Source organism: Orbus hercynius, assembly GCF_003634275.1.
In the GTDB taxonomy this organism is placed as follows: Bacteria; Pseudomonadota; Gammaproteobacteria; order Enterobacterales; family Orbaceae; genus Orbus; species Orbus hercynius.
Genome location: NZ_RBWY01000001.1, coordinates 89,622 through 114,883 on the forward strand (window position 1 = coordinate 89,622; position 25,262 = coordinate 114,883).

Here is a 25,262-nt window from a genome sequence, read left to right on the forward strand (position 1 = left end):
GACTGCAATCGATGATATTAGACTAAAAAAAATTTTGCCCCTCATCATGTAGTGGTCATGTCGATAATCAATGTGAAAATGACGGTGTGGTTTGGAGTTGCCGTCGCCGTCACTGCGGAGCAGTGACGGTTGTATTCATGCTGAGGCTTGGTGTGCTCACTGAACTTAAAACCGTGGCAATCCCTTTTTGCACCTAATTTAAATTAGCTGCTAAACGGGATTTGGTTGTTTTCATCGGTATTTTTTATGCGCACTACGCGATTTTTGTTGGCATAACGAGAGGGCCAAATCTGCTTTGGCTCGATACCGAGTACACTCGCAATAATGAGTTCGCCTTTTGTCCACGGGCGCACCAGTGCGTTGGCAAGCGTTGAAGGCGCATAGCCTGATTGCCTTGATAATGCGGAGAGTGATGTTCCTTTCTTTTTCAATGCCGCGATGATATCGGCAGGGTGCCAGTCTTTTTCTTTCATAATAATTATCTTTTAGTTACACATATCACTTATTATGCAGTCCTATTTTGTGTGACGATACTACGAAGAACGTAGTATTTAAAAAGGTCATTTGAATTGAGTAAAAGTCAATTTTTAAGAAAGTGATATAAGCTGTATTATTATTTAATAATACAGCTATAGGATTTCGGTTAAATTAATTTTCTTTTAAAATCTCTACTGGCTCAAAGCCGGTAGTCTTTTTAAAAGACATATTATGAGAAAAATTTTTTAAAGCTTCCGAGGGATCAATTTTATCAATATTTAATTTGTTAATTGTTTCATTGATCATTAATGAAGATAAAATTGGAATATCACGTAGATAAGCAGTTGACTGATCTAATATATGATCAAATATTGTTATAACAGTTTCTTTCACTGGTAATAAAGCAAAGACTTCTCGAGCCACTTTGAATAGAATGCTACAAACATAATCTTGGTATATTTCGTAGTATTTCGTTTTTGACATTTTTTTTGTAGACACTTTGCCACTTTTCAATAGTAACTTTACTTCTGTTGGCACTATCTCTTGACCATTAATATAAATAGATATGCGCAGTAATTTATCTTCTTTAATGTCTAATTTATATTTTAAACAAGCGAGAGGTAGCTCGCTTCTATTCTGTAATATATGATTAAAACTTTCTTCATCATAACTTAGAACTTTCTTAGATAGTTCAATATCCTTTTTCCATTCAGATAATTTGAGATCAAATTTTTTTATTGATTGCTTATAAAGCTCTTTATCTGTATTTTCAGCTATTTCTATTTTTTGTTGTAGCAATTTCTTTATTTTATTTGTTCGTTTAAATAACTTTTGAAAAAAATTCGGTGAGAATGTTTCATAGGCATTGACTGCTATATTTTTATTTTCATAACTCATTATTGGTGGATTTGGCTTTGAAGAAATACTCAATTCTAACCAATCTATATATTTAGAAGTTTTGACGTGTAGTGTTATTAAAGCGTTAAGATGGTTCTCAAATTCTTTAACCTCATCTGCTGCATTATTAAATGCCAGCTGGCGTTCTATAGCTAATTGCATTTGTTTAAATTCTTTTTCTTGCTTTTGTTGAAGCCTAATATTGGCATTTCTATTTTTTTGAGCTTCTCGCTCTGAACGTTTTATTGATGCATTTAATGATCTGATAGTTCCTTTCCATCCCATGTTTTCACCTATGTAGAAGTTTGTTATGCACATGCTTGAATTCTATGCATATTGAAACTATAAAGCTTTGTTTATATAATCGATATAATATCAGCTCATCACTTAATATGAGTATTTAATTATTATACGCTTTTGCACACCAAGCCAATAACCACCTCTCACTTTTTTGTTATTAACATAGGCGAGGACTCGCTTAGTGATACCTGTACAATTTTGGATAGTGTTCACAACAATTCTGCTTTTCAATGCCGTAATATTGCTGTAAATACTTGTTGTAATCTTATTGTTATTCAGTACTGTAATCACATCGTTCTCAAGTGCGGTAAAGTGTCCGTTATAAGAACTACTCCTCATATCTGAGGAGCCACCCATAAAGCTCTTATTAATCATCATTACGCTACCTTTTCCAGTTGCTTGATCAAGTAACGGTTTGATAACTTATTTAGTTTAAATTTTCGCTCTGCTGTTGGTGTGTCTAAGTCCAATAACGCACAATTTCTGTTTTCTAAGTAAGTTAATAATGCTAACTGTTCGGCTGTCATATTGTTCCGTATTTCTTTTTTATCAATACTATGTAACTTCGCCCATTTGCTAGGGTCTGATCCTAATACTAATTTATTAAGGTACCGGCACTCATTGCCATAAGCGAAGCCGTGTTGATGATCGCCCGTGCGGTTAATATATCCTTTCAGTGATTCAGTCATATTTTTTTGTTCATCTTTCGCGTCTGCTCGTTCTGCTATCCATTCAGCCATACTATTAAATTGATTAATGTAGTTTTCTTTGAATGTGGCAGCCTTTTTGCCAGTGAAGCCCATAGTTAAAAATATAAAACCGTCTTTAGTCACTTGATAAGATATATAATTATTCCCTCTGTGATTATATTTGACCTGCCGAAAGTTACGGGTTAAAAATTGAGCGGAACAATCAAGATTTTCAATTCTTTTAACAACTTTATCATGGTCTTTATTGAAATAGGTCGCTATTGCTTGAGATCTTGTAACGGGTTCAATGCCAACAATAATAACATCTGGCATAGATAGATTATTATTTGATAGATTAGATAATACGCTATCCATATTAATTAATTTTGTCATTTTCATTACTCCAATTCTGTCTATTTATTCACCTAACTCTTGAATTTAGGCAAGGGGATACCGTTAACGCAATTTTGCGCTTTGTTTTTAAATCAATGAGTTAAGTTGCTTGTTTTTTAGGTAGCTTTTTATAGTTAGATTGGCTATGATTAGAAGTGTCTAAGTTCCAATCCAAGCCCTTTACTATTTGCAATATAAAAGGTTTTGTTTTATCTCTATTATGCCACCTCGCGACGTTCTACTTTACGAGATTCAAGCCAGCTATAAACTTCATCAGTTTTATAACCAACGCGACGCAAGCCGATTTTAATTTTTTGTTGAAAGATTTTATCTTTCTGCTCTAGCGTGTAAAGGCTAATATCAGATTTGAAATGAAGTAAAGTTTTTACTTCTTGCTTGGATAGGATTGTATTTGTCATTAGTTATATCCTTATGTATTTAAATGGTACTATCAAGATATAACTATTGGAGGTTATTTTCGAGGGTCATTTGAGGGTGTAAAAATAGGCGGATAAAACTAACTGTGAAAAGTTTCCGCCTAAAATTGATGCGTAATTTCTTCCGTTTTTCTATATTAGGTTAACATCTGAATATAATAGTTTTTCAGCTAACTCCTTAACCCTTTTCCTTATTGTTTCTTCTTGTATGTTCGGGTCATCTGGGAATAAAAGATTAGCTATTTGCTTATTTGTTAATTTATTACCTGTTATATCTCGCCACAATATTAAATCAATGTATGGAATAATATTATAATTAGCTATCTTTTTAAAATCATTATCACTTAACCTTTTACTTTGGTTTATTTCTTCTTCTGTTCTTTTATCTGCTAGCCATTGCTTAAACTCATCAATTAATAAATCATCACTAACGTTTAAATCTACCTTTACAAGTGCTTTATAAAATAGATTAAAATAATTATTGATTTCATTGTCTGGCAGGTCTTTAAGGTCAAACACTTCATTATGTGCATCTGTATATTGTACTGGATAAATTCTATCTTTTACTATTCCAATGTAGTGACCGAAAACAAAAAAATTACCTACATGATCAAAATCATAATCAAGGCAGCTAGTTATAAAGTTATCACTGGCGACTTGTTTAATAGATTCATAATATTCTTTGTTATTATTGTAATCGTCGGTATTTAGGTTCTCATTATAAAAATAAATATCATCGGCAACTCTGCGCCTTTTTTCGATAATATCAAATAACTTATCTCTTTTTATTTCCTTTATTAGCTCATAGTTTTTAAGTGTAAACCAATTAAGATTATCAATTTTTAATCTACGCGTTTTACTCTTTCTTTTATGAGGTCCTTTTTTTTCTCCCTCAACTGTTGGTATAAGTTGATCTTTGTAGATGATTTTTTCTTGAGATGATGCTATTTCTACTTCTATTTCAATTTCTTCAATGCAATCATCATTAAAAAAACTAAAATATTTATCTTTCTGCTTTTCTAATTCCTTCATCGGGTTTTCAAATCTGCTACGTTGTTTGGACATTTCCCCCCTCCTCGCATCCCTAATAGATATTTACGCCAGTTCGATAGGGTTGCGAATTTTCGGGGATCAGCCTAGACGAAAATAATACTGTTCAATATAAAGATTATATATTAACAAGATAAGTATTATTAAAATAATAGTTTTAAGTATGATGTTTTATTAAATATGAAGTTAAACTTAATAAAAAATCTTTCAACTCCTTAATTTCAAATGTTATTTCAAAATCGAACTCTCTGTCAGGACTCGGTCTGTCTTTTATTGTTATTTTATTAATTTCATTATCTCTCGATTCAAAATCTAAATGAAAATGAGTAATGCCATTTCTCATTCTCCTTACAATTGATTGTAAGTTCTTATCTTTATTCTTAGCCGTTAGATGAGCAGTATCTATGTTGAATTGACTTAATGCCATTGTTTTAATGTTATCAAAAAATGCCTCTTTAGGAACAACAAGTAAACCAATACAACAATTTATTAATAATGTAACATTATATTTCTCATCTTTATTTCTCTCTAAAATATCAAGAGTCCTTTGAATAAAATCTAAATTACCATTACTATATTCTGTCACAACTTTCACCATTTAAAAATTATTTAGATAATTATTATATTAACTCAAAATACAATGTAAAAAATCTTATAATTATAAAATTACCCTAGCGTATCCAAAAATTGATTACCTAACCAAGAACTGTTCTTTTTCCAGAGTCGGGACGTTGATAACGAAAACGCCATAATTTTCTATCTGACGGTTTAATTAACACATAAAGTCCATCACCATCATAGAGTGATAACTCTTTATCAATGGAACGAGATTTTTGTATTTCACTATTATGTATGCCAATCAATATGCCAATTTGGGTTGGACTCGCGCGGATTAGTCTGGATGGGGTTGGAAACAAAAAGCCCGTAATTCTTTATTTTTCAATGAATTACGGGCTTTAATGGACTGCTATGGAACAATAAGTGGTGGAGCTGGCGGGAGTTGAACCCGCGTCCGAAATTTCTACATCCTCGGCACTACATGCGTAGTTTGTCTTTAAGTTTCATCTACCCGCTGCGAACAAACACGCCACTGATAAACTAGCTTGATTGGTTTTAATGCTTCCGCCCCAAGCAAGGCTTCCACACGATCTCGTTTGGGTTTGACTCCCCTTGATCCCCGTCCTACGAGCGAAGGCTAGGGAGGGAAGGCTCTGAGCAGGTTATTAAGCTGCTAGTGCGTAGTTTTCGTCGTTTGCGACTATATTTTGCGGTTTATTTACGAGGCCTACCGCACCTCGGCATGCACCTTGGGTTTCGCAAATCCCGTCGAATCCAGAATCAGCCCCAAAAATGAAATGTCATTATACTAAAAATTGTTGCGTTTAACTAGCGCTATTATTGTGTTTGAGTTTATTGTACAAAAAATCGCGTAGTACAATGGCATGGTTATGTTGTGGGTCTTTGCTGCCATAAAGCAAGGTAATGACCTGGTTGCCTGTTAGCTGCTGAGATAATATAGCGACTGCTTGGTTATTTTCAAGTTCGTGTTGATACTGTTGATAAAAGCTATTCCACTGATCTAAGTGCTCATGGTACCACTTGCGTAGTTCGTTAGAGGGTGCAATCTCTTTTAACCAAATCACGTCAGCAAGTTTGGCTTTAGCAATGCCTCTTGGCCATAGTCGGTCAATTAAATAACTATTCTGGCTAATTGATAATGGTTTTTGATAGACCCGTTCGAGCAGAATGTTTGGCATAATTGTTGTAGGTGAAGAGGTTAAAATTCGGATAAAAAAACAGCACTATCACCGTTTAAATGATAGTGCTGTTTGCATGGTTATCACACGATTATTTTGTGTTGTCTTTACTTGTCAACTGTAAAGGCTGGTAAACCAGGGTATTGTTACCTGATGTGAAAACTAATTTACCATCAACTTTTTCAACTTTAACACCTTGAGCAAACATTTGACTAATTTGTGTATCTAATGCATTTAATACTGGCTCGCTACACATTGCTCTTGTCATCATAAAGTTACCTTGTAATACGCCGTTTTGGTAGTTGGTATCACCATTGAACACATTACACATTTTGCCGCTAACTTTAACTTGCGTAAGATCATCGTTAACTGACAAATTAATGACAGGTGGAATTGATTGAGGTAGTGGTTGCTCATTGGCGCTCACTAAAATATAGCTACCGTCAATAGTTTCATTTTTGCTATGGCTTGAACATGCAGCTAAAAGTGAAGTTACACCAACAACAGCGGCTAACGTAATAAGTTTTTTCATGTTTTATTCTCCTAGAACTTATTAAAAATATGGTATTTAAAAATACGGAACATGTATATTCAGCATTTTGTTGTATCGATTATATCTAATTCTCGTAAAGTAACTACATTATTAATGCTTATTTGATAAATTAAAGCAATTATAAAGCGGTTATTTTGCGCAAAAATTACATAATTAATGTAAATTTAACACTTTTTAATCATTAAATTCAAGGCAACGATTTTGATTATGTTTTACAATCGTTTGTTTTCTATTCAATAAATAATTAATCGCACGCGTTTTGAGCCGCTAACGTATATGGGGTCAATTTTATTATCCCGCGTCGTTCATCGTTAAGGCAAGTCTTTGTTTTTATAACTGATGTTATTTGGCATCAGGATCATTATCAACATCAATAGACTTGCACTTAGGGACTATAATTTATTGGTTAACTTGTTTTACCACATCAATCACCGAACCATCACGATAACGCACAATGCCCACAATACGATCGGCAAATTTGATCGCTTTTGGTTTACCCGTTAGCGATATCGCACGTTCATACAGTTTTTCAATGGTTGTCACCGGTAATTTTGCTGCGGTTAAACGCTCTATCAATTCAGGACGTTTAGGGTTAACCGCAATACCATGATCGGTAATTAACACATCGATATTATCGCCCGGTGTCACTTTAGTTGCCACATGTTGCACAACCGTTGGAATACGGCTGCGGATAAGCGGTGCAACAATAATTCTTAAATTTGCTGAGGCAGCCGAGTCACAGTGGCCGCCTGATGCGCCGCGCATAACGCCATCTGAGCCGGTCAATACGTTGACATTAAAATCCAAATCGATTTCTAGCGCACTTAAGATTGTCACATCTAACTCATCTACACAAGCGGCTTTGGACGCCGGGTTAGCATAAACGTTAGTCGATATTTCAAAATGATTAGGGTTCTTGGCGAGTGATTCGCCAGCAGTCTGATCAAAGCTTTGCGTATCAATGATTTTTTCAATTAATCCTTGTTCGTGCAGGGCAACGATACCTTCTGTTATTCCGCCTAGTGCAAAACGCGCGGTAATGCCTTTACGGACCATTTTTTCACCCAAGAATTTTGTACACGCAGTCGCTGAAGCGCCAGAACCCGTTTGTAGTGAAAATCCTTGTTCAAAATATCCCGAGTGTTCAATGACATCGGCAGCATAACGAGCGATCATCAGTTCACGAGGATTTTTAGTGACACGGGCTGCGCCAACACTGATTTTGCTTGGATCGCCAACTTGATCGACATGGACAATATAGTCAACTTGATCTTGACGAATACTTGGCGGCGTATTAGGGAAGGGGACTAGGCTTTCTGTTAATAACACCACTTTTTTCGCGTATTGCGCATCCACCATCGCGTAGCCTAATGCGCCACAGCGTGATTTACCCGATACGCCGTTAGCATTACCAAGCTCATCTGTCGTTGATACACCAAGAAACGCAACATCGATATTAATTTCACCTTGCTGAATGAGGTTAACTCGGCCACCATGTGAATGGATTTGGATCGGTTTTTTCATTAAGCCATGTGAAATCGCATCGGCTAGTTCACCGCGCATACCTGATGTATAAATTTGGGTAATTACGCCATTTTTAATGTGCTCAATTAATGGTGTATTACAGCTGAGTAACGAACTTGATGCTAATGTGAGATCTTTAATGCCCATTTTGGCAATGATATCAATCACATTGTTGATCGTTTTATCACCTTCGCGAAACGCGTGATGGAATGAAATCGTCATCCCATCTTTTAAGCCACAAGTCCGAATCGCATCTTCGACTGAATTGAGGATTTTTCGATGATGTTTTTGCTTAACGTCAGCTAAGTAAGGTGTGGTTGCATAAGGCGTCGAAAATGGGGTTAGATTTTTTAACTCCGGACATTGTTTGGCTAATGTATCTACTATATTTTTCATGGCTGTATTCCTATAATCGTTTAACTCAGTTTATTGGCGAACGCCTGAGGCTTCATAACGCGAGATCACTCTACGCGCTGAGTTAATGATCGGATTATCAATCATTTTTCCGTTTAACGAGATAACCCCTAAACCTTTCTTCTCTCCTTCTTCGGCGGCAGCGATGACTTGCTGTGCATAGTCAACTTCTGCTTGAGTTGGCGAGTAAGCATTGTGTAACGGTAGAATTTGACGTGGATTAATCAATGATTTACCGTTATAACCAAGGTGTTTAATCAGCTCAACTTCTTTTAAGAAGCCTTCTTCATCATCGACATCCGAGAAGACGGCATCAAAGGCATCAATGCCGGCAACGCGCGCAGCATGTAACACAGCGCATCTTGCATAAAACAGCTCGCTACCATCGCCGCGCTGCGTTTGCATATCGACAAGGTAATCAAACGCAGCCATCGCAATGCCCATCAAACGCGGCGACGACTGGGCAATCGATAGGGCATTGACAACGCCAAGAGCTGATTCGATTGCTGCCACGATTTTGGTTGAACCGACTTCGCGGCCACTTGCTTTTTCAATGCGCGCCATATGCACTTCTAGTTCGTGGATCTCTTGCGCAGAATCGGTTTTTGGCAGACGAATGGCGTCAGCGCCTCCCCAAATTGCGGCTTCAAGATCTTTTAAACCAAATTCGGTTTTTAATGAATTAATGCGTACAATCGTTTCAATACCAAACTCTTTATAGATTGGTAATTGCAGTGTGTGAAATACCAGTAAGCGTGCACTGTCTTTTTCACGCAATGAAACCGCGTCTTCTAAATCGAACATAATTGAGTCGGGTTGGTAGACAAATGCGGTCGATAACATAGCGGCATTTGAACCGGGTAAAAACAACATACTACGACGTAATCTACTCATTTTAGTTGACTCCAATTTAATTCGTTAACGTCAGCGCCTCGCAATACCGCAACTTCGACGCGCGCTTTAATCGCGCAATCAAGGGCTCCTTTGTCTTCGACAATAATTAAGCCATCAGTGAGTCCTAACTTTTTGAGCGTTTCTTTGACGGTTGAGGTAATTTGATCACCGAATTGATGCATTACATCACTATGGATGACGATTTCTAATCCTTTATGTGGCGAGACTTTTACCTGTATATCACTTGACTCAAGTGTGCCTGCGATAGCATCTTTAATGATTTTCATAACACCTCTCTGCTATTTCTATACTATTTTTTTCGATAAAGTCCCAAGTAGTAGTTGGGACCAATTCTTGAATTTCAGCAATTCTATTTGCACTCAATAAGCGCCGAACCGCGGTTGCAGAAACGGCTACATCGCGGATTTTTTTACGCTCAATTTCAATTAGTTCAATCTTAGGGCTATTTGTCTCGTATTGGTTTAACCAATACTTCATGCCTTGATTATATTTATCCGTTATTGGTGAGAAGGGCTCAGTACCGACAAATCGTTTAGTGATATTGAGCGATGGCGCAATATAGTTTCTAAACAATAACAGATCGATGCCAGTATTAGCATGCTCGATATCGGCTTTTTCCTTTAAAAAGTAATTAGGAAACGTCGCTTGCGAGACAATATATTCAGAGCTTGAGATGACAGACACATTTGCCAGGTGAGCGGTGCCTGCTTGTACCAGTTTAAAACGTTCTTGAAAAGTAAATAGGGAACTGTTTTCGCTCACCACAAAGACATGTAACCAATCACAGTGACTGGCCGCAAATTCAACTAAATATTGATGACCAAGTGTAAAGGGGTTAGCATTCATCACAATGCTGCCAATTGTTTTGCCAGCATGCTGATATGTTGACAGTTCCTGGCAATAATGTTTTATACCAACCGGCGTATTTTCCATTAACGTTGCTAAATTTGGCACCACAACTAACGGGTAAAAACTACATGCCGTAAATATGCTGATATTCTCTGGCTTAGTGTAGAGGAATAAGTGAAAAATCCCTCGGTCAGCCGCATAATCGATGATTTGATTAATCAGATAATTGGTTAAGTTTTCACCGCGATAGTTGGGATCAATGGCGACACATTTGACAATGTTATGATAAATTCCCGCACAGCCAATAAGATGATCGTGTTCATTATAGGCAACAACAAATAAATCAATTTGTTTATCGAGTTGTAAATTGCTTTGCTCAAGAAAGTGTTTGACTTCGCTTAGTGATGCTTCGCTATTGCCTACTCGTGCAAATCTAATATTATCATTTATCATATGCATTCATCATTTATCGTTTAGGATTAATTTCATCGGCGATAATATTGCTTAAGCGACCAATTTTTTCGATTTCAACTTCAATGCGATCACCCGCTTTCATAAATAACGGTGGTATGCGCTTTTTACCGACGCCGCCAGGCGAACCTGTGATAATCACATCACCTGCAGATAACGCGGTGAAGGTACTAATATACGCAATGAGTTCCGGTATTTTATGGACAAGATTACGGGTATTATCGTGTTGGACTTGATTGCCATTTAAATAAGTCGCAATGGTTAAATTGGCCGGATCGGGTATATCATCCGTTGTGGTTAAACACGGCCCAAATCCCCCCGTTTTTGGCCAGTTTTTACCAGCCGTAAACCAAGTATGTTGCCAATCACGCACAGAGCCATCCATATAGCAGCTATAACCGGCGACATGAGATAGTGCATCTTGTTCGCTAATATGCATGCCGTTTTTGCCAATAATGACAGCCAGTTCACCTTCATAATCAAATTCATTGGTAATTGCAGGCTTAATCAGCGGGCATTGATGACCGGTTTGTGAGTCTGCAAAACGGACAAATAGTGTTGGCGCCGGATCAGTTTGTTCAAACTCAGCGCGTTTGTCGGCATAATTCATGCCAACACACAAAATCTTATTCGGATTAACAATGACGGGTAAGAACTCAATATCAGCTTCACTAAAATCAACGGGTTCGTGTAAATACTTTTGGGCTTGTTTAAGCGCGCCAGCGGCAAGTAACGATTTTAAATCTTTAAATTGCTTCCCCATTCTGGTGGTTAGGTCAATAATACCTTGTTGTGTAAGAATACCGTAATGTGCTTGCTGATTATAACTGTAACTAATAAATTTCATAACTCATGCCTTAATAACCTATGACTAACTAAATAAACTGTGTTTGATAAAAAATTACTGGGTGTTTATATGACACCAGGAATAATAAATTTCATGATTAATAGTAATGACGGCAAAATAATCACTGATAATGCCGTTGATGCAAGGAAAATACTCGATGCTTCTTTTTGCTGTACATTCCAATTATACGCTAAAATAACGGCAGTTGAGGCGGTTGGCATAGCAAGTAAAAAGACCAATTCTTCTGCTTCCATGCCTGATATACCAAAAAAATGAACCACAGCTAAAGCGACGATAGGCGTCATAAATGATTTTAATACTACATTGATGATTAATGACTTATCGAAAGTTATTTTCACGCCATATACACCAACACCAACAGCAATAAGTGAAATGAAGTTACAGGCACCCGACATAATCGCTGCTGCATTCATCACAAAATCAGGAACCCAAGTTGTGCCGTCAGATTTGGTTGTGGTACTGACTATTAATCCTAAAATAACCGCCAAAAACATCGGTTTCATAATCGAATTTTTGACTGCATCTAACACCATTTTGGCACTGACATTTTTACCCGATATTTTGGCATCACAAAATTCAAGTAGAAAAATGGTGATCGGTATTAAGGTGAGTGCGACGACAAAATTAGCAATAGCGACCGAGATAGTTGATGAAGCACCTAACAATAATGTTAAAAATGGTACGCCCATACCCCCCATATTAGGGAAACAACATAGCATTGATTGCATGGTACTTTCTTTCAGTGTGCTGCGTAGGAAATATTTATTAACTAAAAAACAGATTATCCAAATACAAAGCATGGTGCAAAAAAACGCGACAATCCAACTGCCATTGAAGATTTCTGATGGTTTAGCATGAGATGTCTGTACAAATAGGAGCGCTGGGAACACAAAATTAGACACTAATCCTGAAAGCAATTTTTTAGCATCTTGGTTGAATATCCCTTTGTGTACACAAAACCAACCAAGAAAAATTAACAGAAACACGGGTAAACAAGAGCTGATGACTTGTGATATGGCTGACCAATATAAATTCATTCCGAATTCCTCATTATTCTTTATTATTTAATTTGTTTGTAACTATTCCAATAGTTTATTCCTTATTTGGTGTTAATTGTAAAATTTATAGCTACTTTTTATTCATATAATGCTATTTGGCACTGGCCTTAGTTGCACATGAGTAATGAAATCTTCATTAATGTGATAACTCGCGTTGTATTAAGCAGTAGCGGCAATAGGTCATTTGCTGATCAAATATAACGGTAAATTTTACTGTTTAAATTTTGACAATTATTGCATATCGCAAGGATCGAATTGGAGATGATGGCAACAGTGGAATAGTTGGCTTGGGTTATTATCCATGAAGTAAGCTTTTGTGTCGTGCTTCACCGCAAATCAGTATCATTATTTGATTGAAATAAACAACCGCTTTTGCGGTTATTTATTGTTAGAGTTAAAAAGCTCCCATTCATCAACGACTTGACCATCAGGTAAATGACATAATCCATAAGATCCTTTTGGATCGGTGACAATCTCAGACTTACCGCCGATATTAACACAATATTGTGATGCCGGATTGGGTGTATTGATGGTATCTTTTTTAGCACATGCAGCGGATAGAAAGGCTAACGATGCGATTAATAATAATTTTTTCATCTTATTCTCCAGTATAATGAAATTATTATCACCAATTAGGGTGATTTTTCCTGCTATAAGTTCTAACGCTTCTTTACTTAATTGTATTTAATTAAATAAAGCGCCTATGCTGATAAGCATCGAATATTATCTTCCATATCATTACAGAAAAATCAAAATTTAACAAACTACCTAATTGTATAGAAATGCAAAAAAAAAGTTAAAATAGCGGCGATTGGGTGAATATTTTTATATCTATAAAAATCACTCATACCATTGATATAGGTGCTTGATTGATCTCGTAACTAGATAGCTAGGCGATAATGTTACTTCGTGGGCAACATACCACAACTCATTTAGCCACTGACAAGTCGGATGATTTCAAGTTCCTTATAAATTCGCGTTGCTGTAACTAATGCTAATTGATGGGGGTTAGTATCATAATATTCAGTGACTAGGATTATAGCTCGGTTAGCGGGGGACATTGAGGCTGCAAAACCAGCATTATTTATATATTGCCTCGTTAAAGAAAAGGATCATTGTGTACAACTTGCTGTCGATCACGTGCTTATATTTATATATGATTAGCTAAGTGCATTTATATGATGGAAAAAAAAAGCGAACTAACGATTAGTTCGCAAAATCATAAGAAATAAGAAAAAAGGAAATCAATGAATTACTCATAAGCATTCTTTGAATTTTTATTATCCTCTTTACAACCCCGCTTGTCTGTTAAGAAATCGTAAGAGTCATTTAAAATCGTGATTTTCAACTTGATTGGTTTTTTTATAAAAAAACCCAACATAAATGTTGGGCAAATAATAAGGAATAAGAAAGGAAATGTAACATAATTATCACATCACAAATAAATTCTACCATATTTCACCAGTAATTCTATATTTTCATTGTAAATAAATGTAATAGCTTTTTTTTATTTGTAATGAAATATGTAAATTACACAATTTAAATAAGAAAATTGAGATGTGTCTTTTAGTCTAACCGTAGGTAATTAGTTTAATTTTAGCGATATCTTAATATACTTTAATCATTTTCAATTTTTAATTGATATAAATTAGAGGATTACTGTATTTGTCGATAAAAAAAAAGCGAACTAAAAATTAGTCCGCAAATAATAAGGAATAATAAAGGAATGTAATATGAAAAATATTACTGAGTTATAATAACATATAAAAAAATAATTTATTATTTTTATTCGTAAAATTAATTACATTTCTTATTGTTTGTTTTTTTAATAAATTGTTATGCCGTGAAATATTTTAATGAGCAAATTAAAAAATGTATCAACTGATGTAATTTCGATAAGACTCAGCTAAATAACGCGATAAAAAAACGCTTAAGTTAAAGCGTTTTTTTATTTACCCGATGAATTTACAAGCTATCTTTTAAATGCTGCAACAATAAGCAATACCCAACCAAGAATAAAAGCAAACCCGCCAACAGGTGCCGTGCCGATATTAGGCAGCTGTAAATACGTAATACCGTACATCGTGCCACTAAAGCAGATAATACCAAGGATAAATAACCAACCCGAGAGGATAATAAAGCGATTACGCTGGTAATTTAACCATGCTGCAATCGCGAGTAGTGCTACAGTATGATACATTTGGTATTCAACGCCGAGCTTAAAAATAGTCATATTTTGGCTAGATAAAATATGACTTAAACCATGAGAGGCCAACGCACCTAAAATAATACCTGTTGCACCAAAAAAACCGGCAAAAATCAAAAAAAATCGATTCATTTTATTTCCTTAATTAGAGTTCAAAAGAGCAATGAAAAACTCGTCCAATAATTTCGACTTCTTTTAAATCAGCTGTCTCATCGGGGTGCTCATCTGAATTGAATGAGTTAATCCTTACCTTATTATTTGGTGCTAAATACAGGCGTTTTAAACGATATAAATTATCTTGGCAGATAGCATAAATGTCGCCATCAATGATCTCTTTTTTTGCAGTATCAACTGAAACGGTTGCCCCATTAGGAATCACAGGTTCCATCGAGTTACCTCGAGCGGGAAAGCAGAGTACATTCTCTTTTTGGACCCCTTTGCGCCTAAAAAAGCGTTTGCCAAAACGAAGTTTATAGCCATCATAGTCGATTTCTGAGGTGGCACCGGCGCCAGCGGCTAGTTCAATTGATTTATAATAGGGGACTTCAACTTCATCTGTTTCCAGTGGTGTTGAGTCATCCCATTCATCTACAGGAATTTTATTGAGCTCTTTCATTATTTCATCTGTTCGCTTGACTTGACCTTTACCTGTTCTTAACCAATCAAGGCTCACGTGTAAAATTTTTGCGAGGCGATCAAGCTCTTTAGGCGTATTATCGCCTTTTTCCCATTTAGAAACCGCAGCTTTCGATACGCCAAGCATTTGAGCAATTTCTGGTTGAGTGAGTTTGCTTTGTAAACGGGCAAACTTAATTCGTTCTCCTAACATATCTAGGCCTTTTTTTAATTAAAGTTAACTTATATTAACCGAAATATTGTAAACTAAAGTTGACTGCCGGGTCAATTATTATTATTATTTAGTTAACCTTATGAAGGTTGTATCTGTTGAACAAAAGAATAGGACGTCAATATGTTTAATAATAGTATCAATAAGTTAACTAATACCAGTCATTTACCTGCTACTCATTCACTCCATCATCAATATGAAAATATTGATTTATTCGTCAATATTAGTGACAAATTGATGATGTGGGGGAAGTATCATCGTTATAAAAGCGATTGTGGCTATAAACGTAAATCATCATCATTTATTAGCTCACCTGCTTCAAAAGGTCTATTTTTTGATTTCGAATTAATTGATTTTATTGATAAAATCCTGCTTTCGCTAAAAACATCTTCGTTAATAAAACATCAACAGGAATATGCGGTGATTGACGCTTACTATAAGGGGATTGACTTAGCTATTGATGGATATGATTGGAGCCAAAAATTAACGATTAGAGATATTGCACAATATTTAAATATACCTAAGTCAACGGTTGCTAATCGAAAAAAAACAGCCGAACAGTTTGTTTTAAATGAATTTATAAAATTAAGTAAACTTTAGTTGATTTAACGGTTGACTTTTGGGACGGTTAGTGATATTATTATTCCATAGTAAAAATTCTGTATAGCCTCCTCATAGCGGTTAATTGGGGATAAGCCATCACAGATATAATTTTTTATAGATTGCCCAGCTAAGTACTTAGCTGGGCTTTTTTATTATCAAACCTTTTACTAGTCAATTACTTATTTTTATCTCGTTTATTCAAATACAGGGGTTCACAGATAACATAATAGATGTGTTTATCATAAACAAAAGAGCTGTGTTAACCCCTTTTTTTTCGACTCGAAATTTTGATGTACATAAATATTCTATATTTACCTCACATTTATTGGGTAGGTATAGTTTCTAACAATCAAGATAATATTGGAAATTGCGAGGCTTAAAATAGTAACCGACCGATAAAAGTCGGTTTTTTTATTTCTAAAATCAGGCTAAGACGGCCACGCGAATTCAACGATATTTTTATTCGGCTTACTCAAACCACACTTGAATAATTAACACGGCTAATTTAAAGCGTGATTATTGTCAGCGACAGTAGCTGTCGCTATTTTTTAACTAACCGCTTCCAGTTATAGGGGGCATGCATGAAGACATTAAATATGGATAAATTCACATCGCCCTTATCTTATTTCTGGGGGGTTATTTGTACGTTAATTGGAGCGCTTAGCTTGAACGATATCGCAATTATAGTCGGGATAATTTTATCTATTGCGACATTCTGCATTAATTGGGTTTACAAACGGCGTGACTTTCAGCATAAGAAAAAATTACGGGAGCAGGTCTATGAAAAATTTATCGAAGATCGTAACCAGCTCGATTTGTAGTGTGGGTGTGATTATTGGCATTGTACTGACTAACTACCGTGATGATATTAGCATCAGTCGACAAGGGCTTGAGATTATAGGGAACGCTGAAAGCTGCCGGAACGAACCTTATTATTGCCCAGCGAATATTTTAACGATTGGCATTGGCTCAACAACTGGGCAAATCGAGCAACGCATATACTCGGATGATGAAATCGCGGTGCGTTGGGTGAGTGATATCAAACAAGCCGAGCAGTGCGTTAATCAATACGCGAGCGGGGCCAAGTTACCGCAATCAGTGTTTGATGCAACCGTCTCAATCACCTTCAATGTTGGCTGTTCTAAGATGAAAATGTCAACGATGTACCGGTATTTAAACACGGGTGATTATCAAGCTGCTTGTCATGAGCTGCCAAGATGGAATAAATCGGCTGGCAAAGTGCTAAACGGTTTAGTTATTAGACGAGAAAAAGAGCGTGAATTATGTCTAAGCGATTTAAATTTATCACAATAGCCGCCATTATTGCGATGTTGGTATTATTAACCACCATCCTAGCTGATATCAAAAACACTTATATTAAACTTGGCACACTGACAACCGAATTATCACAAGTTAAAGCCGAATTCAATCAATATCACACATTAGTACAAAAAGTTAACGAGATTGATAATAAATTTACAAGGAATTTAGCAGATGCAAAAGCTGAGAATGATCATCGCTATAATAATGTTATTAATGATGTTGCCAGGTTGCAGCTCAACAATGGTAAACCAAATCAAACCAGCTCCGCCGGCATGGATGATGCAAACGCCTGCGAACTCACTGGAGAAGCTCGACAAAATTATTATCTACTCCGAGACGACATCATCACCAAAGACACCATGATATTGGGATTGCAGCAGTATATCAGTCGTATTTGTCTTGCTGAATAATCTTAGCTTATCACTCTAATGTTAAATATTATCCATCTAAAGCCGGTTTACACCGGTTTTTTTATTTTTAAAAACGATAAAAGGATCGCCATTATGATCGAAACCGAAATTGAATTAGCACTGATTACGTTATGTGATGGTCGAATTAGTCCATTAATAGCAAAACCTGGTACCGAAACTCCGTATATTTGTTATCGCAAAAAATCTGAATCATCGATTGATGTATTTGATGGGCCAGTTGGCTCATCTTATTGTTTTCAGGTACATGTTTTTGCCGATGATATGAAGCAAGCCGAAGCGATTAAAAATCAAGCTTTTGAAAATCTAAAATCGTTACGTCCTTATAACATCAAAGGTATGCAGCGCTATGACAAAGATAACGCTCTGTTTTGTGCAACGTTAGAGTTTTCGTTATAGCGTGTCAGACAGTATGTCTACCTCTCTTAGCACTCACCGCATTCATCACTCGTCATGTTGGCGAGGAGTAACCAAATAATCAACAGTATCCACCTAATTCGGTGGTTTTTATTTATGGAGTATTTATGACAATTACAACCGTTTGCCAGCTGGATATGAGTGTTGTCAGACAATTGATCGCGCAAGTATTAGGACTACCTGTTGAGCGGGTTATGGAGAATAAATCACAGGCTGATACCTCTCAATATGATCACTTTCTCACTGTTATTAACTCTTCTCAATTCGAAATAGGTTCACAGCTTAGCTACAGCGGCGAGGATGAGCTTGAAACGATTAACAGTTTGCGAGAGGTCACGATTTTAGTAAATGCTTATGGCGACAATTCGATGTTGATGCTCAGTAACCTAGTTAATAGCATGCAGCTTGCTCCGATGCGGCTAAAAATGCGTCAGCTCAGAATCGGTTATTTAAGAGCATCAGAAATAAAACATGTCATTTCAGACAGTGCCGAAGAACAGGAGGTGGGGGCAACCGTTGATCTAATCTTCTCAATCAATCACATCACACAAGCTAACGTCAATCGTGGCGAAAGCGTTAAAATTATTACCAAGGAGAATTAATGAGTTTACCAATTAATCAAGTTGTTAATGTATCTGTCGAGCAGTCAGCAGCAGGAGCAACTAAGCGAGACATGAGTGTTATCGCCATTTTTACTGACGAAACTGGCAGCGATTTTTACAATGACAATTCACGCTATGTGGTTGTGACCAGCGCCGATGACGTGGCTAATCGATTTGGCGCTAATTCAAGAGTATATCAAGCAGCAAAAAGTTTATTTGCCGCAAGACCAAAATTAAAAACTGCCTTGATCGCCAAATACGTTAAAAATGAATTCACCTTAGCAGCGACGCAAAGCAAACTACTTGGCTCATATGCATCAACAAGTTATGTCACGTACAAGCAAATTGATAACGGTTATTTTAGTTTTATGCTAAATGGCAAAACGATCCAAGTGAGCGGCTTATCCTTTACAACGGTGTCTTCGTTAAAAGAGGTCGCAACGATTATTAATGAAGCGATTGCTGATGCCATGAATAATAAAGGAACGTTTTATTATGACGAAACTGGCGTACGGTTTGCCATTCAGTCGTCAGCGAGCGTATCTGATACGCTTGGCTATGTTTTTGATGAAGCGCTAAATGGTACTTACATTGGTGAAATGTTAAATCTGGTCGATGGTAAAGCAACTATTTTACCTGGCGCTGATGCACTTACGCTGAAAGCGGAAAGTATCTCACAGGCTATGACGGCATTAGAGAACCAATATCAAAACTGGTATGGCGCCTACTTCGCGACGATTTTAACTGATAGCGAATTACTTGAAGCCCATGATTGGGTGGTGAGTGCCAATATGAAAGTCCTTGGTTACACCGAGACCCGTAGCGACAATATTGAGTATATTGATAGCAATATTTTGAAAAAATTGGCTAAAAAAAATAGCGGTCGTTTAATGGTGCAATACAATAATACAGGTGATGAGTTTGCCGGTATTGAGATGATGGCTATTGCTTTATCAACCGTCTGGACAGGTGCGAATACGGCCAAAACGGTCAAGTTTAAGCAGCAAACGAGCGTAACGAGTGATGACAAAATCACTATGATTGAGGCAACCAAGTGTAAGCGGTTAGGGATTAACTATTATACCGATTACGCTGGTGTCAATATGTTAGCTGAAGGCACGATGCTAGGTGGAACATTTATTGATATCACAACTGGTTTGGATGCCTTTACTGATGCGTTACAAGTTCAGTTGTTTAATACCTTACAAGGCTCACCATCAAAAATTGCGCAAACTGACGAAGATCAAGAAGTATTACTGGCCTCAGCCAAAGTGATTGGTGAACAGTTCCGCAATAATAAGTTCCTCGCGACAGGGCAATGGACGAGTGCTGATGTCGGCTCGTTAAGCTATGGCGATAAGTTAGAGAGTGGCTACTACTTTTACTCTGATAGCTTTGATACGCAAGATATTAGCGATCGAAACAGCCGCAAAATGATGCCAATTATGTGTGCGTTAAAGCTTGCGGGTGCCGGTCATAGTGTTGATGTTGTCGTTAAATATAATATTTAGGAGCTAAATCATGGAATTTTCTTTATCTGATGCAGTGCTTACCATTAATGGTAATCGAATTACTGGTTTTGAAAACGCACAAGATGCGATTTCTATCGCACCAATTGGTGATGATGGCGATATTACTTACGGCACGAGTGGTGATGGCGTATTTGTTCACGCGTGTAATCAAGGCGCAACGATTACGATTAAGATTTTACAACATGCTGCGGCAAATAAATTGTTGATGGATTTACGTAATGAGCAGGTGAATAACTCAAAAACATCAGCGCCAAGTACCATCTCTTACAAAGATTTGCGCAATGGCGATGAGTTTTTGTTAACTAAATGTTGGTTTACTACGTCACCAACACATGCTCGCGGCACATCGCATAATGGTTACACTTGGACACTGAAAGCAACGAAAGCTGAATTTAAACTAACGGAAGGTAAATAATGCAAGATCATGAGACTCAAATTGGTGAATGTACTTATAAATTGCGTGCTGCCAATTTTATTGAAGCGAAAATCGAGGCTTTTAAATTAACAACCCTGTTGAAGGGTTGTTTTTCAGCCAGTGAGAGCGTTAATTTTGATATTGGTCAGTTACTGGTGAATATTAACTCACCAGCAATGGCTGATGTTGAAAAATTTATTTTAAAACATGCAGTTGTTGTCGATGAACATAATAAAACGTTTTTATTACAAAAATCAGATGAAGCTAATACGTTTTTCAATACTCACCGAGATCACTATTTCTCGTTTATTTTTGAAGGGTTGAAATTTCATTTTTTGGGTTTTTTACCAAATGGCCTCGCATCCAAAGTAAGTACGCTGGACTTGGGCAAGCTGGTGGATTCAGCGATGTAGATTGGTTTATTTGGACGCCAATTACCAAGGGTTTTGCAACACTTCATGAATTAAGAACGGTTTATTCACTTAACGATGTACTTGATATGCATGAAGTGATTGCAGAACAATTATTAGCAGAAAAACAGGCGAACGAAAAATCATGAAATTAGATCAAGCTCTGATAACAATAGGGGTTGAATCAACCCAAGTTCAAACGATTAATACCTTAGTCTCTGGGATCAATAACACTGCCAATGAGCTTAGAAGCAGTACAACCTTAATTAATAATAGCCTTAGTGCGACGTTCATGAGTCTCTCTGCCACTATGGAAAAAACCGGGGAGAAGACAGAGAAAACAACCTCGCTTTTACAACAATTAAAACAAGGTGTTATCAGCGTTGCAAAAGTGGTAAACCAAGCTGCTAAGGCGTTTGATGAGTCAATTCGGCAAACGGAAAGCCTGGCAAAAAATAAAGATGCGTTATTTAAAATCTCTCAGGATGAAGTGGCGGTGTCGAAGGCCTACACCAAAGCTTTGGATAAATCGCAAACGGCAATTAGCAGTGTGAAAAATAAAATTGCCTTAGGGCTTGCGCCGACGGTCATAAAATTAATTGGTTATTTTAATGATTGGTTACTGATTAATAAAAACTTGATTCAAAATGGCATTAGCAATTTAGTGACCATTTTGAGTAAAGTGATACAGACTTTTATGAATACCGCACGGTTTATCGATGCCATCATCAGTAATACGGTGGGTTGGCAAAATGCGTTGATTATACTCGGGTCGGTATGGGCGCACTTTAATCGTCAATTATTATTAAGCCCGCTGGGTGTGGTTGCTGCGGCCATCATCGGATTGATGTTAATTATCGATGATTTTATGGTCTATATGGATGGCGGGGATAGTTTATTTGGTAACTTCTGGGGTGTCTGTGTTGAGTGGATTAGTAAACTCAAACCACTATGGAATAGTCTATCTGATGAGATGAAAAATGGCCTTGGTAATATTTTAGCATTACTTGCTGTGCTCGCGACAGCGACGTCTTTTATCTCGGTTATCCGCAGCAGTAAAACGTTTATTTCTGTTATTAAATCATTAAGTGGAACTCTCAGTTTTTTAACCAAGATCACGGGCTTGTTAAGTAAAGCCGTAATATTTTTAGGACGCGCTTTTTTAATGAATCCAATTGGGCTGATCGTTACGTTGGTTGCCGCTTTGGTTTATGCCTTATTTGATCTATACCAATGGGTAACGACGGGTGAGTCGACATTTGGCAGTTTTTGGCAGATGTTCGTTGATGGCTGGAACTACGTTAAAGCGCTCTTTTTTGCCGTTGTTGATTGGATTGTGGCTAAATGGAATGGGTTTGTCGAATCGTGTAAAGCGATCTGCCAAACTATTATCGATGTATTTGATCAGATCGTTACGGCGATTATCTCTGCATTTACTACTGCCTATGATTGGGTGATGGGAATCTTTGATGAGTGGGGGCAGGCTATTGCGTCCTTTGTTGATAACATCATTAGTGTCTTTGCTGCCATTGGTCAGGCTATTATTAAGCCTTTTGCTGATGCAATAGCATGGGTGAAAGAGAAATTTATCGGTGGCATTGAAAGTGCGGTAAAAAAAGTTAAGGGATTCTTGTCCTTCTTCGGTGTTGGTGATAAGTCTTCAGATGATAATCAAGACATCGCTAAAGCGTTTAGTACCGAACAAATGAGTAATGCCGCAAGGCAAGCTACGATAGCGAAGACATCCAATACCACCAATACCGTTAATCAGGGTGACGTGACGAATAATATTACCATTCATTCATCTGACACTCGAACATCGGCACGAGAGGCGGCTGAGTTATACCAAACACATCTGGTCGATGCGCGTAATAATCTTAATTCATCAGTGGGGGCGGCTTAATGGCATTAATGAGTATTTTAGATTCATCATCTCGTCAGTCAGCGAGCTTGTTAACTAACCAAAATGGGTCATTTAGTTTTGATGCGGTTACCGTTGAACAGCATACATCAAAATTAAAAGTGACTGAAAACCCAATTGAAAGCGGGGCTAATATTGCTGATCATGCGGTTTTAGATCCGAAAGATGTTTCTATCAGTGGCATTATCGTGGGTTATACACCCGCAATAATGCCCGCGGCGGCAGTAACTAGCAGTATGCGCGTTGTTGATGATGTAGTACCGATGGAGGTGAGTACTTTGTCTGAATTGATGCAACAAAGGGCCAATGAGCTTGCGCTCACTTATGCGAATGCAAATCAGCAGTTAAATCAACCGATTGCCGATTTTTTAACGGATAGTTCGCTTGATGTGAATGCTCAGTCATCAGATCGCGTGGCCAGTGCCTACGAAAAGTTGTTGTTATTACAGCGTAATGGTGAGCCCGTTTCATTACTGACTAGCTCAAAATTATATAAAAATATGATTTTAATTTCGATTCAAATGAACCAAAAAAATCGGATGTCAGGTGAATTTTCTCTGGTACTACGTGAGGTGTTTATCGTTGAGACCCAAAAAGTGGGTGGCATTAATGGATCGAAACGAAATTTAGGCCGAACGCAGCCTCAAAAGGTTGAGGATAATCGTTCTAATCTCAAATCTGTTTATGATGCAGTGACAAATAAGTGGATACCTTATGCATAAAATATCAATAACATCAGCGAGTGTTCAAGAGCAATCATTTGCGCTATATGACATGAATCTGCGTTTAACTTTGTATTACAATAAATGGTTAAAAGGCTATCAATTTGACTTATTTGATCTCAATAACAATGTCTTTATTACCAAAATGAAAGGACTGACGGTGGGGAGTCCGGCATTAATTGAGTTTGATTTACCCTTTGTATTGACCCTCGGTGACAAGTCCGGATATGGGCTTAACGCCGTGAGTCAGACTGATTTTGCCAATCGGATGGCGCTTTTCATCATGACGAAGGAAGAATACCATGAGACAATTCGGACGAGTTATACAGCTTAATATTGGCAATGAAACAGAAAGTGTCATATATAATAATTTAAAAATCACCTTTAATATTACCAAAACCATCTCTTCTGAGCCCAATACATCTGAAATCTCAATTTACAATCTTAATCCCAATAACCGTAATTTGATTACCACTAAGGTTTATAATCATGTGGAATTGTTTGTCAGTTATCGCGATGATGATTTAAGGATGATATTTAAGGGCGATATTATTGAGGTGACGAATAGTGAATCTGGACTCGATATTATTACCAAGCTGAAATGTTCGGATGGTTATTTTGCTTATACCGAGAAGACCATTATCACCACGATTGCAGCAGGGCTTGATGATTCTGATGTGTTAAGTGAGGCTCTGGGTAGTTTTGGTGCACGAATACAAAAAGGCAATATTGATTTACCTAATCATTCTGTATTACCTAGGCCGCGCGTATTAATGTGTGACACGCGAGAGGCAGTCAATCGCGTTGCGCTCAATAATAATGCGGATTGGTCAATTCAAGATCACCAATTGGTGATGCTACCAAAAGAGAAAGCCATTCGTGCTGATGAGGGCTTTTTGATATCCAGCGCAACAGGCATGATCGGCTGTCCACAAAAAACCAGCAACGGTTTAGAAGTCACGACGCTGTGTAATCCCCATTTTAAAATAGGTGCATTAGTGCGCATTGAATCCAAATCGGCAGAATATAATGGTGATTATAAAATTCAGTCGATACAGCACAGTGGCGATTTAACCGGTAATGATTGGAAAAGCAAGTTGGTATGCATTGGCGGGAAATTTACCCAGATCAACTTGTAAGAGATTGGTTGTATTGAGCGCTAACGTCTAGATTACATTCAATTA

Annotated in this window: 31 protein-coding genes and 1 other RNA gene; 13 read left to right on the top strand and 19 right to left on the bottom strand. The window is 37.1% G+C overall.

Annotated features, from left to right (window positions below; all coding sequences use genetic code 11):
- Positions 1–203: 203 nt before the first annotated feature.
- The 19 genes from DES39_RS00465 to DES39_RS00560 all read right to left on the bottom strand — a co-directional run bounded on the left by DES39_RS00465 (position 204) and on the right by DES39_RS00560 (position 15,687).
- Positions 204–473, bottom strand: a complete 270-nt coding sequence (locus DES39_RS00465; protein WP_211324570.1) for a helix-turn-helix domain-containing protein — start codon at positions 471–473, stop codon at positions 204–206.
- Between the two features lie 175 nt (positions 474–648).
- A complete protein-coding gene (locus DES39_RS00470) occupies positions 649–1,659 on the bottom strand; it encodes a hypothetical protein (RefSeq protein WP_121143813.1) in 1,011 nt (336 codons plus the stop codon).
- 392 nt (positions 1,660–2,051) lie between these two features.
- A complete protein-coding gene (locus tag DES39_RS00480; protein ID WP_211324571.1) occupies positions 2,052–2,756 on the bottom strand; it encodes a Rha family transcriptional regulator in 705 nt (234 codons plus the stop codon).
- Positions 2,757–2,974: 218 nt separating this feature from the next.
- The gene (locus DES39_RS00485; RefSeq protein ID WP_121143816.1) at positions 2,975–3,175 is read right to left on the bottom strand and encodes a helix-turn-helix transcriptional regulator; all 201 of its coding nucleotides are present in this window, start codon (positions 3,173–3,175) and stop codon (positions 2,975–2,977) included.
- Positions 3,176–3,325: 150 nt separating this feature from the next.
- The gene (locus DES39_RS00490; protein ID WP_121143817.1) at positions 3,326–4,258 is read right to left on the bottom strand and encodes a DUF6387 family protein; all 933 of its coding nucleotides are present in this window, start codon (positions 4,256–4,258) and stop codon (positions 3,326–3,328) included.
- Positions 4,259–4,400: 142 nt separating this feature from the next.
- A complete protein-coding gene (locus tag DES39_RS00495; RefSeq protein WP_147405403.1) occupies positions 4,401–4,829 on the bottom strand; it encodes a HEPN family nuclease in 429 nt (142 codons plus the stop codon).
- 109 nt (positions 4,830–4,938) lie between these two features.
- Positions 4,939–5,160: an integrase arm-type DNA-binding domain-containing protein gene (locus DES39_RS00500; RefSeq protein ID WP_121143819.1), complete on the bottom strand. Its 222-nt coding sequence runs from the start codon at positions 5,158–5,160 to the stop codon at positions 4,939–4,941.
- 65 nt (positions 5,161–5,225) lie between these two features.
- Positions 5,226–5,589, bottom strand: a transfer-messenger RNA (tmRNA) gene (ssrA, locus tag DES39_RS00505).
- A gap of 36 nt (positions 5,590–5,625) precedes the next feature.
- Positions 5,626–6,000 (bottom strand): DUF488 domain-containing protein, encoded by a 375-nt coding sequence (locus DES39_RS00510; RefSeq protein WP_121143820.1) that lies wholly within the window; start codon positions 5,998–6,000, stop codon positions 5,626–5,628.
- Positions 6,001–6,091: 91 nt separating this feature from the next.
- The gene (locus DES39_RS00515) at positions 6,092–6,532 is read right to left on the bottom strand and encodes an META domain-containing protein (protein WP_121143821.1); all 441 of its coding nucleotides are present in this window, start codon (positions 6,530–6,532) and stop codon (positions 6,092–6,094) included.
- Positions 6,533–6,952: 420 nt separating this feature from the next.
- Positions 6,953–8,473, bottom strand: a complete 1,521-nt coding sequence (gene citF / locus DES39_RS00520) for a citrate lyase subunit alpha (RefSeq protein ID WP_121143822.1) — start codon at positions 8,471–8,473, stop codon at positions 6,953–6,955.
- Between the two features lie 30 nt (positions 8,474–8,503).
- A complete protein-coding gene (locus DES39_RS00525; RefSeq protein WP_121143823.1) occupies positions 8,504–9,385 on the bottom strand; it encodes an aldolase/citrate lyase family protein in 882 nt (293 codons plus the stop codon).
- On the bottom strand, positions 9,382–9,672 hold the full coding sequence (gene citD, locus DES39_RS00530; protein WP_121143824.1) for a citrate lyase acyl carrier protein: 291 nt from the start codon (positions 9,670–9,672) through the stop codon (positions 9,382–9,384). Before citD ends, DES39_RS00525 begins: the two co-directional genes overlap by 4 nt.
- On the bottom strand, positions 9,659–10,708 hold the full coding sequence (gene citC / locus DES39_RS00535; protein ID WP_211324573.1) for a [citrate (pro-3S)-lyase] ligase: 1,050 nt from the start codon (positions 10,706–10,708) through the stop codon (positions 9,659–9,661). Before citC ends, citD begins: the two co-directional genes overlap by 14 nt.
- A gap of 13 nt (positions 10,709–10,721) precedes the next feature.
- Positions 10,722–11,573: a fumarylacetoacetate hydrolase family protein gene (locus tag DES39_RS00540; protein WP_121143826.1), complete on the bottom strand. Its 852-nt coding sequence runs from the start codon at positions 11,571–11,573 to the stop codon at positions 10,722–10,724.
- Positions 11,574–11,638: 65 nt separating this feature from the next.
- On the bottom strand, positions 11,639–12,631 hold the full coding sequence (locus DES39_RS00545; RefSeq protein ID WP_121143827.1) for an AEC family transporter: 993 nt from the start codon (positions 12,629–12,631) through the stop codon (positions 11,639–11,641).
- 399 nt (positions 12,632–13,030) lie between these two features.
- The gene (locus DES39_RS11170) at positions 13,031–13,249 is read right to left on the bottom strand and encodes a putative hemolysin (protein WP_121143828.1); all 219 of its coding nucleotides are present in this window, start codon (positions 13,247–13,249) and stop codon (positions 13,031–13,033) included.
- Between the two features lie 1,375 nt (positions 13,250–14,624).
- Entirely contained in the window at positions 14,625–14,990 is a 366-nt protein-coding gene (locus tag DES39_RS00555) for a DUF423 domain-containing protein (RefSeq protein ID WP_121143829.1), read from the bottom strand.
- A gap of 13 nt (positions 14,991–15,003) precedes the next feature.
- Positions 15,004–15,687: an XRE family transcriptional regulator gene (locus tag DES39_RS00560; RefSeq protein WP_121143830.1), complete on the bottom strand. Its 684-nt coding sequence runs from the start codon at positions 15,685–15,687 to the stop codon at positions 15,004–15,006.
- A gap of 141 nt (positions 15,688–15,828) precedes the next feature.
- Between DES39_RS00560 and DES39_RS00565 the strand changes: the two genes are divergently transcribed.
- The 13 genes from DES39_RS00565 to DES39_RS00625 all read left to right on the top strand — a co-directional run bounded on the left by DES39_RS00565 (position 15,829) and on the right by DES39_RS00625 (position 25,217).
- On the top strand, positions 15,829–16,305 hold the full coding sequence (locus DES39_RS00565; protein ID WP_121143831.1) for a hypothetical protein: 477 nt from the start codon (positions 15,829–15,831) through the stop codon (positions 16,303–16,305).
- Positions 16,306–16,889: 584 nt separating this feature from the next.
- On the top strand, positions 16,890–17,129 hold the full coding sequence (locus DES39_RS00570; RefSeq protein WP_211324574.1) for a phage holin family protein: 240 nt from the start codon (positions 16,890–16,892) through the stop codon (positions 17,127–17,129).
- On the top strand, positions 17,089–17,622 hold the full coding sequence (locus DES39_RS00575) for a lysozyme (RefSeq protein WP_121143832.1): 534 nt from the start codon (positions 17,089–17,091) through the stop codon (positions 17,620–17,622). Before DES39_RS00570 ends, DES39_RS00575 begins: the two co-directional genes overlap by 41 nt.
- The gene (locus DES39_RS00580; RefSeq protein WP_121143833.1) at positions 17,592–18,041 is read left to right on the top strand and encodes a lysis protein; all 450 of its coding nucleotides are present in this window, start codon (positions 17,592–17,594) and stop codon (positions 18,039–18,041) included. The genes DES39_RS00575 and DES39_RS00580 overlap by 31 nt, the downstream gene beginning before the upstream one ends.
- A gap of 93 nt (positions 18,042–18,134) precedes the next feature.
- Complete coding sequence (locus DES39_RS00585; protein ID WP_170143294.1) at positions 18,135–18,458, top strand: hypothetical protein; 324 nt, start codon at positions 18,135–18,137, stop codon at positions 18,456–18,458.
- Positions 18,459–18,583: 125 nt separating this feature from the next.
- Positions 18,584–19,078 (top strand): phage neck terminator protein, encoded by a 495-nt coding sequence (locus DES39_RS00590; RefSeq protein ID WP_121143835.1) that lies wholly within the window; start codon positions 18,584–18,586, stop codon positions 19,076–19,078.
- Positions 19,078–20,589 (top strand): DUF3383 family protein, encoded by a 1,512-nt coding sequence (locus DES39_RS00595; RefSeq protein ID WP_121143836.1) that lies wholly within the window; start codon positions 19,078–19,080, stop codon positions 20,587–20,589. The genes DES39_RS00590 and DES39_RS00595 overlap by 1 nt, the downstream gene beginning before the upstream one ends.
- A gap of 10 nt (positions 20,590–20,599) precedes the next feature.
- Positions 20,600–21,025: a tail tube family protein gene (locus DES39_RS00600; RefSeq protein ID WP_211324575.1), complete on the top strand. Its 426-nt coding sequence runs from the start codon at positions 20,600–20,602 to the stop codon at positions 21,023–21,025.
- Entirely contained in the window at positions 21,025–21,438 is a 414-nt protein-coding gene (locus tag DES39_RS00605; RefSeq protein WP_121143838.1) for a putative phage tail assembly chaperone, read from the top strand. Before DES39_RS00600 ends, DES39_RS00605 begins: the two co-directional genes overlap by 1 nt.
- Before the next feature lie 142 nt (positions 21,439–21,580).
- Entirely contained in the window at positions 21,581–23,338 is a 1,758-nt protein-coding gene (locus tag DES39_RS00610; protein ID WP_121143839.1) for a phage tail family protein, read from the top strand.
- Positions 23,338–24,078 carry a phage baseplate protein gene (locus DES39_RS00615; RefSeq protein ID WP_121143840.1) on the top strand — a complete coding sequence of 247 codons (741 nt, stop codon included), beginning with the start codon at positions 23,338–23,340 and terminating at the stop codon, positions 24,076–24,078. Before DES39_RS00610 ends, DES39_RS00615 begins: the two co-directional genes overlap by 1 nt.
- Entirely contained in the window at positions 24,071–24,412 is a 342-nt protein-coding gene (locus DES39_RS00620) for a phage baseplate plug family protein (protein WP_121143841.1), read from the top strand. Before DES39_RS00615 ends, DES39_RS00620 begins: the two co-directional genes overlap by 8 nt.
- The gene (locus DES39_RS00625) at positions 24,381–25,217 is read left to right on the top strand and encodes a phage protein (RefSeq protein WP_121143842.1); all 837 of its coding nucleotides are present in this window, start codon (positions 24,381–24,383) and stop codon (positions 25,215–25,217) included. The genes DES39_RS00620 and DES39_RS00625 overlap by 32 nt, the downstream gene beginning before the upstream one ends.
- Positions 25,218–25,262 lie beyond the last annotated feature (45 nt).

Bases quoted from the DNA above. Each gene is read 5' to 3' on its own strand.
- DES39_RS00465 (WP_211324570.1), bottom strand. From the start codon at position 473: ATGAAAGAAAAAGACTGGCACCCTGCCGATATCATCGCGGCATTGAAA.
- DES39_RS00470 (WP_121143813.1), bottom strand. From the start codon at position 1,659: ATGGGATGGAAAGGAACTATCAGATCATTAAATGCATCAATAAAACGT.
- DES39_RS00480 (WP_211324571.1), bottom strand. From the start codon at position 2,756: ATGACAAAATTAATTAATATGGATAGCGTATTATCTAATCTATCAAAT.
- DES39_RS00485 (WP_121143816.1), bottom strand. From the start codon at position 3,175: ATGACAAATACAATCCTATCCAAGCAAGAAGTAAAAACTTTACTTCAT.
- DES39_RS00490 (WP_121143817.1), bottom strand. From the start codon at position 4,258: ATGTCCAAACAACGTAGCAGATTTGAAAACCCGATGAAGGAATTAGAA.
- DES39_RS00510 (WP_121143820.1), bottom strand. From the start codon at position 6,000: ATGCCAAACATTCTGCTCGAACGGGTCTATCAAAAACCATTATCAATT.
- DES39_RS00515 (WP_121143821.1), bottom strand. From the start codon at position 6,532: ATGAAAAAACTTATTACGTTAGCCGCTGTTGTTGGTGTAACTTCACTT.
- citF (WP_121143822.1), bottom strand. From the start codon at position 8,473: ATGAAAAATATAGTAGATACATTAGCCAAACAATGTCCGGAGTTAAAA.
- DES39_RS00525 (WP_121143823.1), bottom strand. From the start codon at position 9,385: ATGAGTAGATTACGTCGTAGTATGTTGTTTTTACCCGGTTCAAATGCC.
- citD (WP_121143824.1), bottom strand. From the start codon at position 9,672: ATGAAAATCATTAAAGATGCTATCGCAGGCACACTTGAGTCAAGTGAT.
- citC (WP_211324573.1), bottom strand. From the start codon at position 10,708: ATGATAAATGATAATATTAGATTTGCACGAGTAGGCAATAGCGAAGCA.
- DES39_RS00540 (WP_121143826.1), bottom strand. From the start codon at position 11,573: ATGAAATTTATTAGTTACAGTTATAATCAGCAAGCACATTACGGTATT.
- DES39_RS00545 (WP_121143827.1), bottom strand. From the start codon at position 12,631: ATGAATTTATATTGGTCAGCCATATCACAAGTCATCAGCTCTTGTTTA.
- DES39_RS11170 (WP_121143828.1), bottom strand. From the start codon at position 13,249: ATGAAAAAATTATTATTAATCGCATCGTTAGCCTTTCTATCCGCTGCA.
- DES39_RS00555 (WP_121143829.1), bottom strand. From the start codon at position 14,990: ATGAATCGATTTTTTTTGATTTTTGCCGGTTTTTTTGGTGCAACAGGT.
- DES39_RS00560 (WP_121143830.1), bottom strand. From the start codon at position 15,687: ATGTTAGGAGAACGAATTAAGTTTGCCCGTTTACAAAGCAAACTCACT.
- DES39_RS00565 (WP_121143831.1), top strand. From the start codon at position 15,829: ATGTTTAATAATAGTATCAATAAGTTAACTAATACCAGTCATTTACCT.
- DES39_RS00570 (WP_211324574.1), top strand. From the start codon at position 16,890: ATGAAGACATTAAATATGGATAAATTCACATCGCCCTTATCTTATTTC.
- DES39_RS00575 (WP_121143832.1), top strand. From the start codon at position 17,089: ATGAAAAATTTATCGAAGATCGTAACCAGCTCGATTTGTAGTGTGGGT.
- DES39_RS00580 (WP_121143833.1), top strand. From the start codon at position 17,592: ATGTCTAAGCGATTTAAATTTATCACAATAGCCGCCATTATTGCGATG.
- DES39_RS00585 (WP_170143294.1), top strand. From the start codon at position 18,135: ATGATCGAAACCGAAATTGAATTAGCACTGATTACGTTATGTGATGGT.
- DES39_RS00590 (WP_121143835.1), top strand. From the start codon at position 18,584: ATGACAATTACAACCGTTTGCCAGCTGGATATGAGTGTTGTCAGACAA.
- DES39_RS00595 (WP_121143836.1), top strand. From the start codon at position 19,078: ATGAGTTTACCAATTAATCAAGTTGTTAATGTATCTGTCGAGCAGTCA.
- DES39_RS00600 (WP_211324575.1), top strand. From the start codon at position 20,600: ATGGAATTTTCTTTATCTGATGCAGTGCTTACCATTAATGGTAATCGA.
- DES39_RS00605 (WP_121143838.1), top strand. From the start codon at position 21,025: ATGCAAGATCATGAGACTCAAATTGGTGAATGTACTTATAAATTGCGT.
- DES39_RS00610 (WP_121143839.1), top strand. From the start codon at position 21,581: ATGAAATTAGATCAAGCTCTGATAACAATAGGGGTTGAATCAACCCAA.
- DES39_RS00615 (WP_121143840.1), top strand. From the start codon at position 23,338: ATGGCATTAATGAGTATTTTAGATTCATCATCTCGTCAGTCAGCGAGC.
- DES39_RS00620 (WP_121143841.1), top strand. From the start codon at position 24,071: ATGCATAAAATATCAATAACATCAGCGAGTGTTCAAGAGCAATCATTT.
- DES39_RS00625 (WP_121143842.1), top strand. From the start codon at position 24,381: ATGAGACAATTCGGACGAGTTATACAGCTTAATATTGGCAATGAAACA.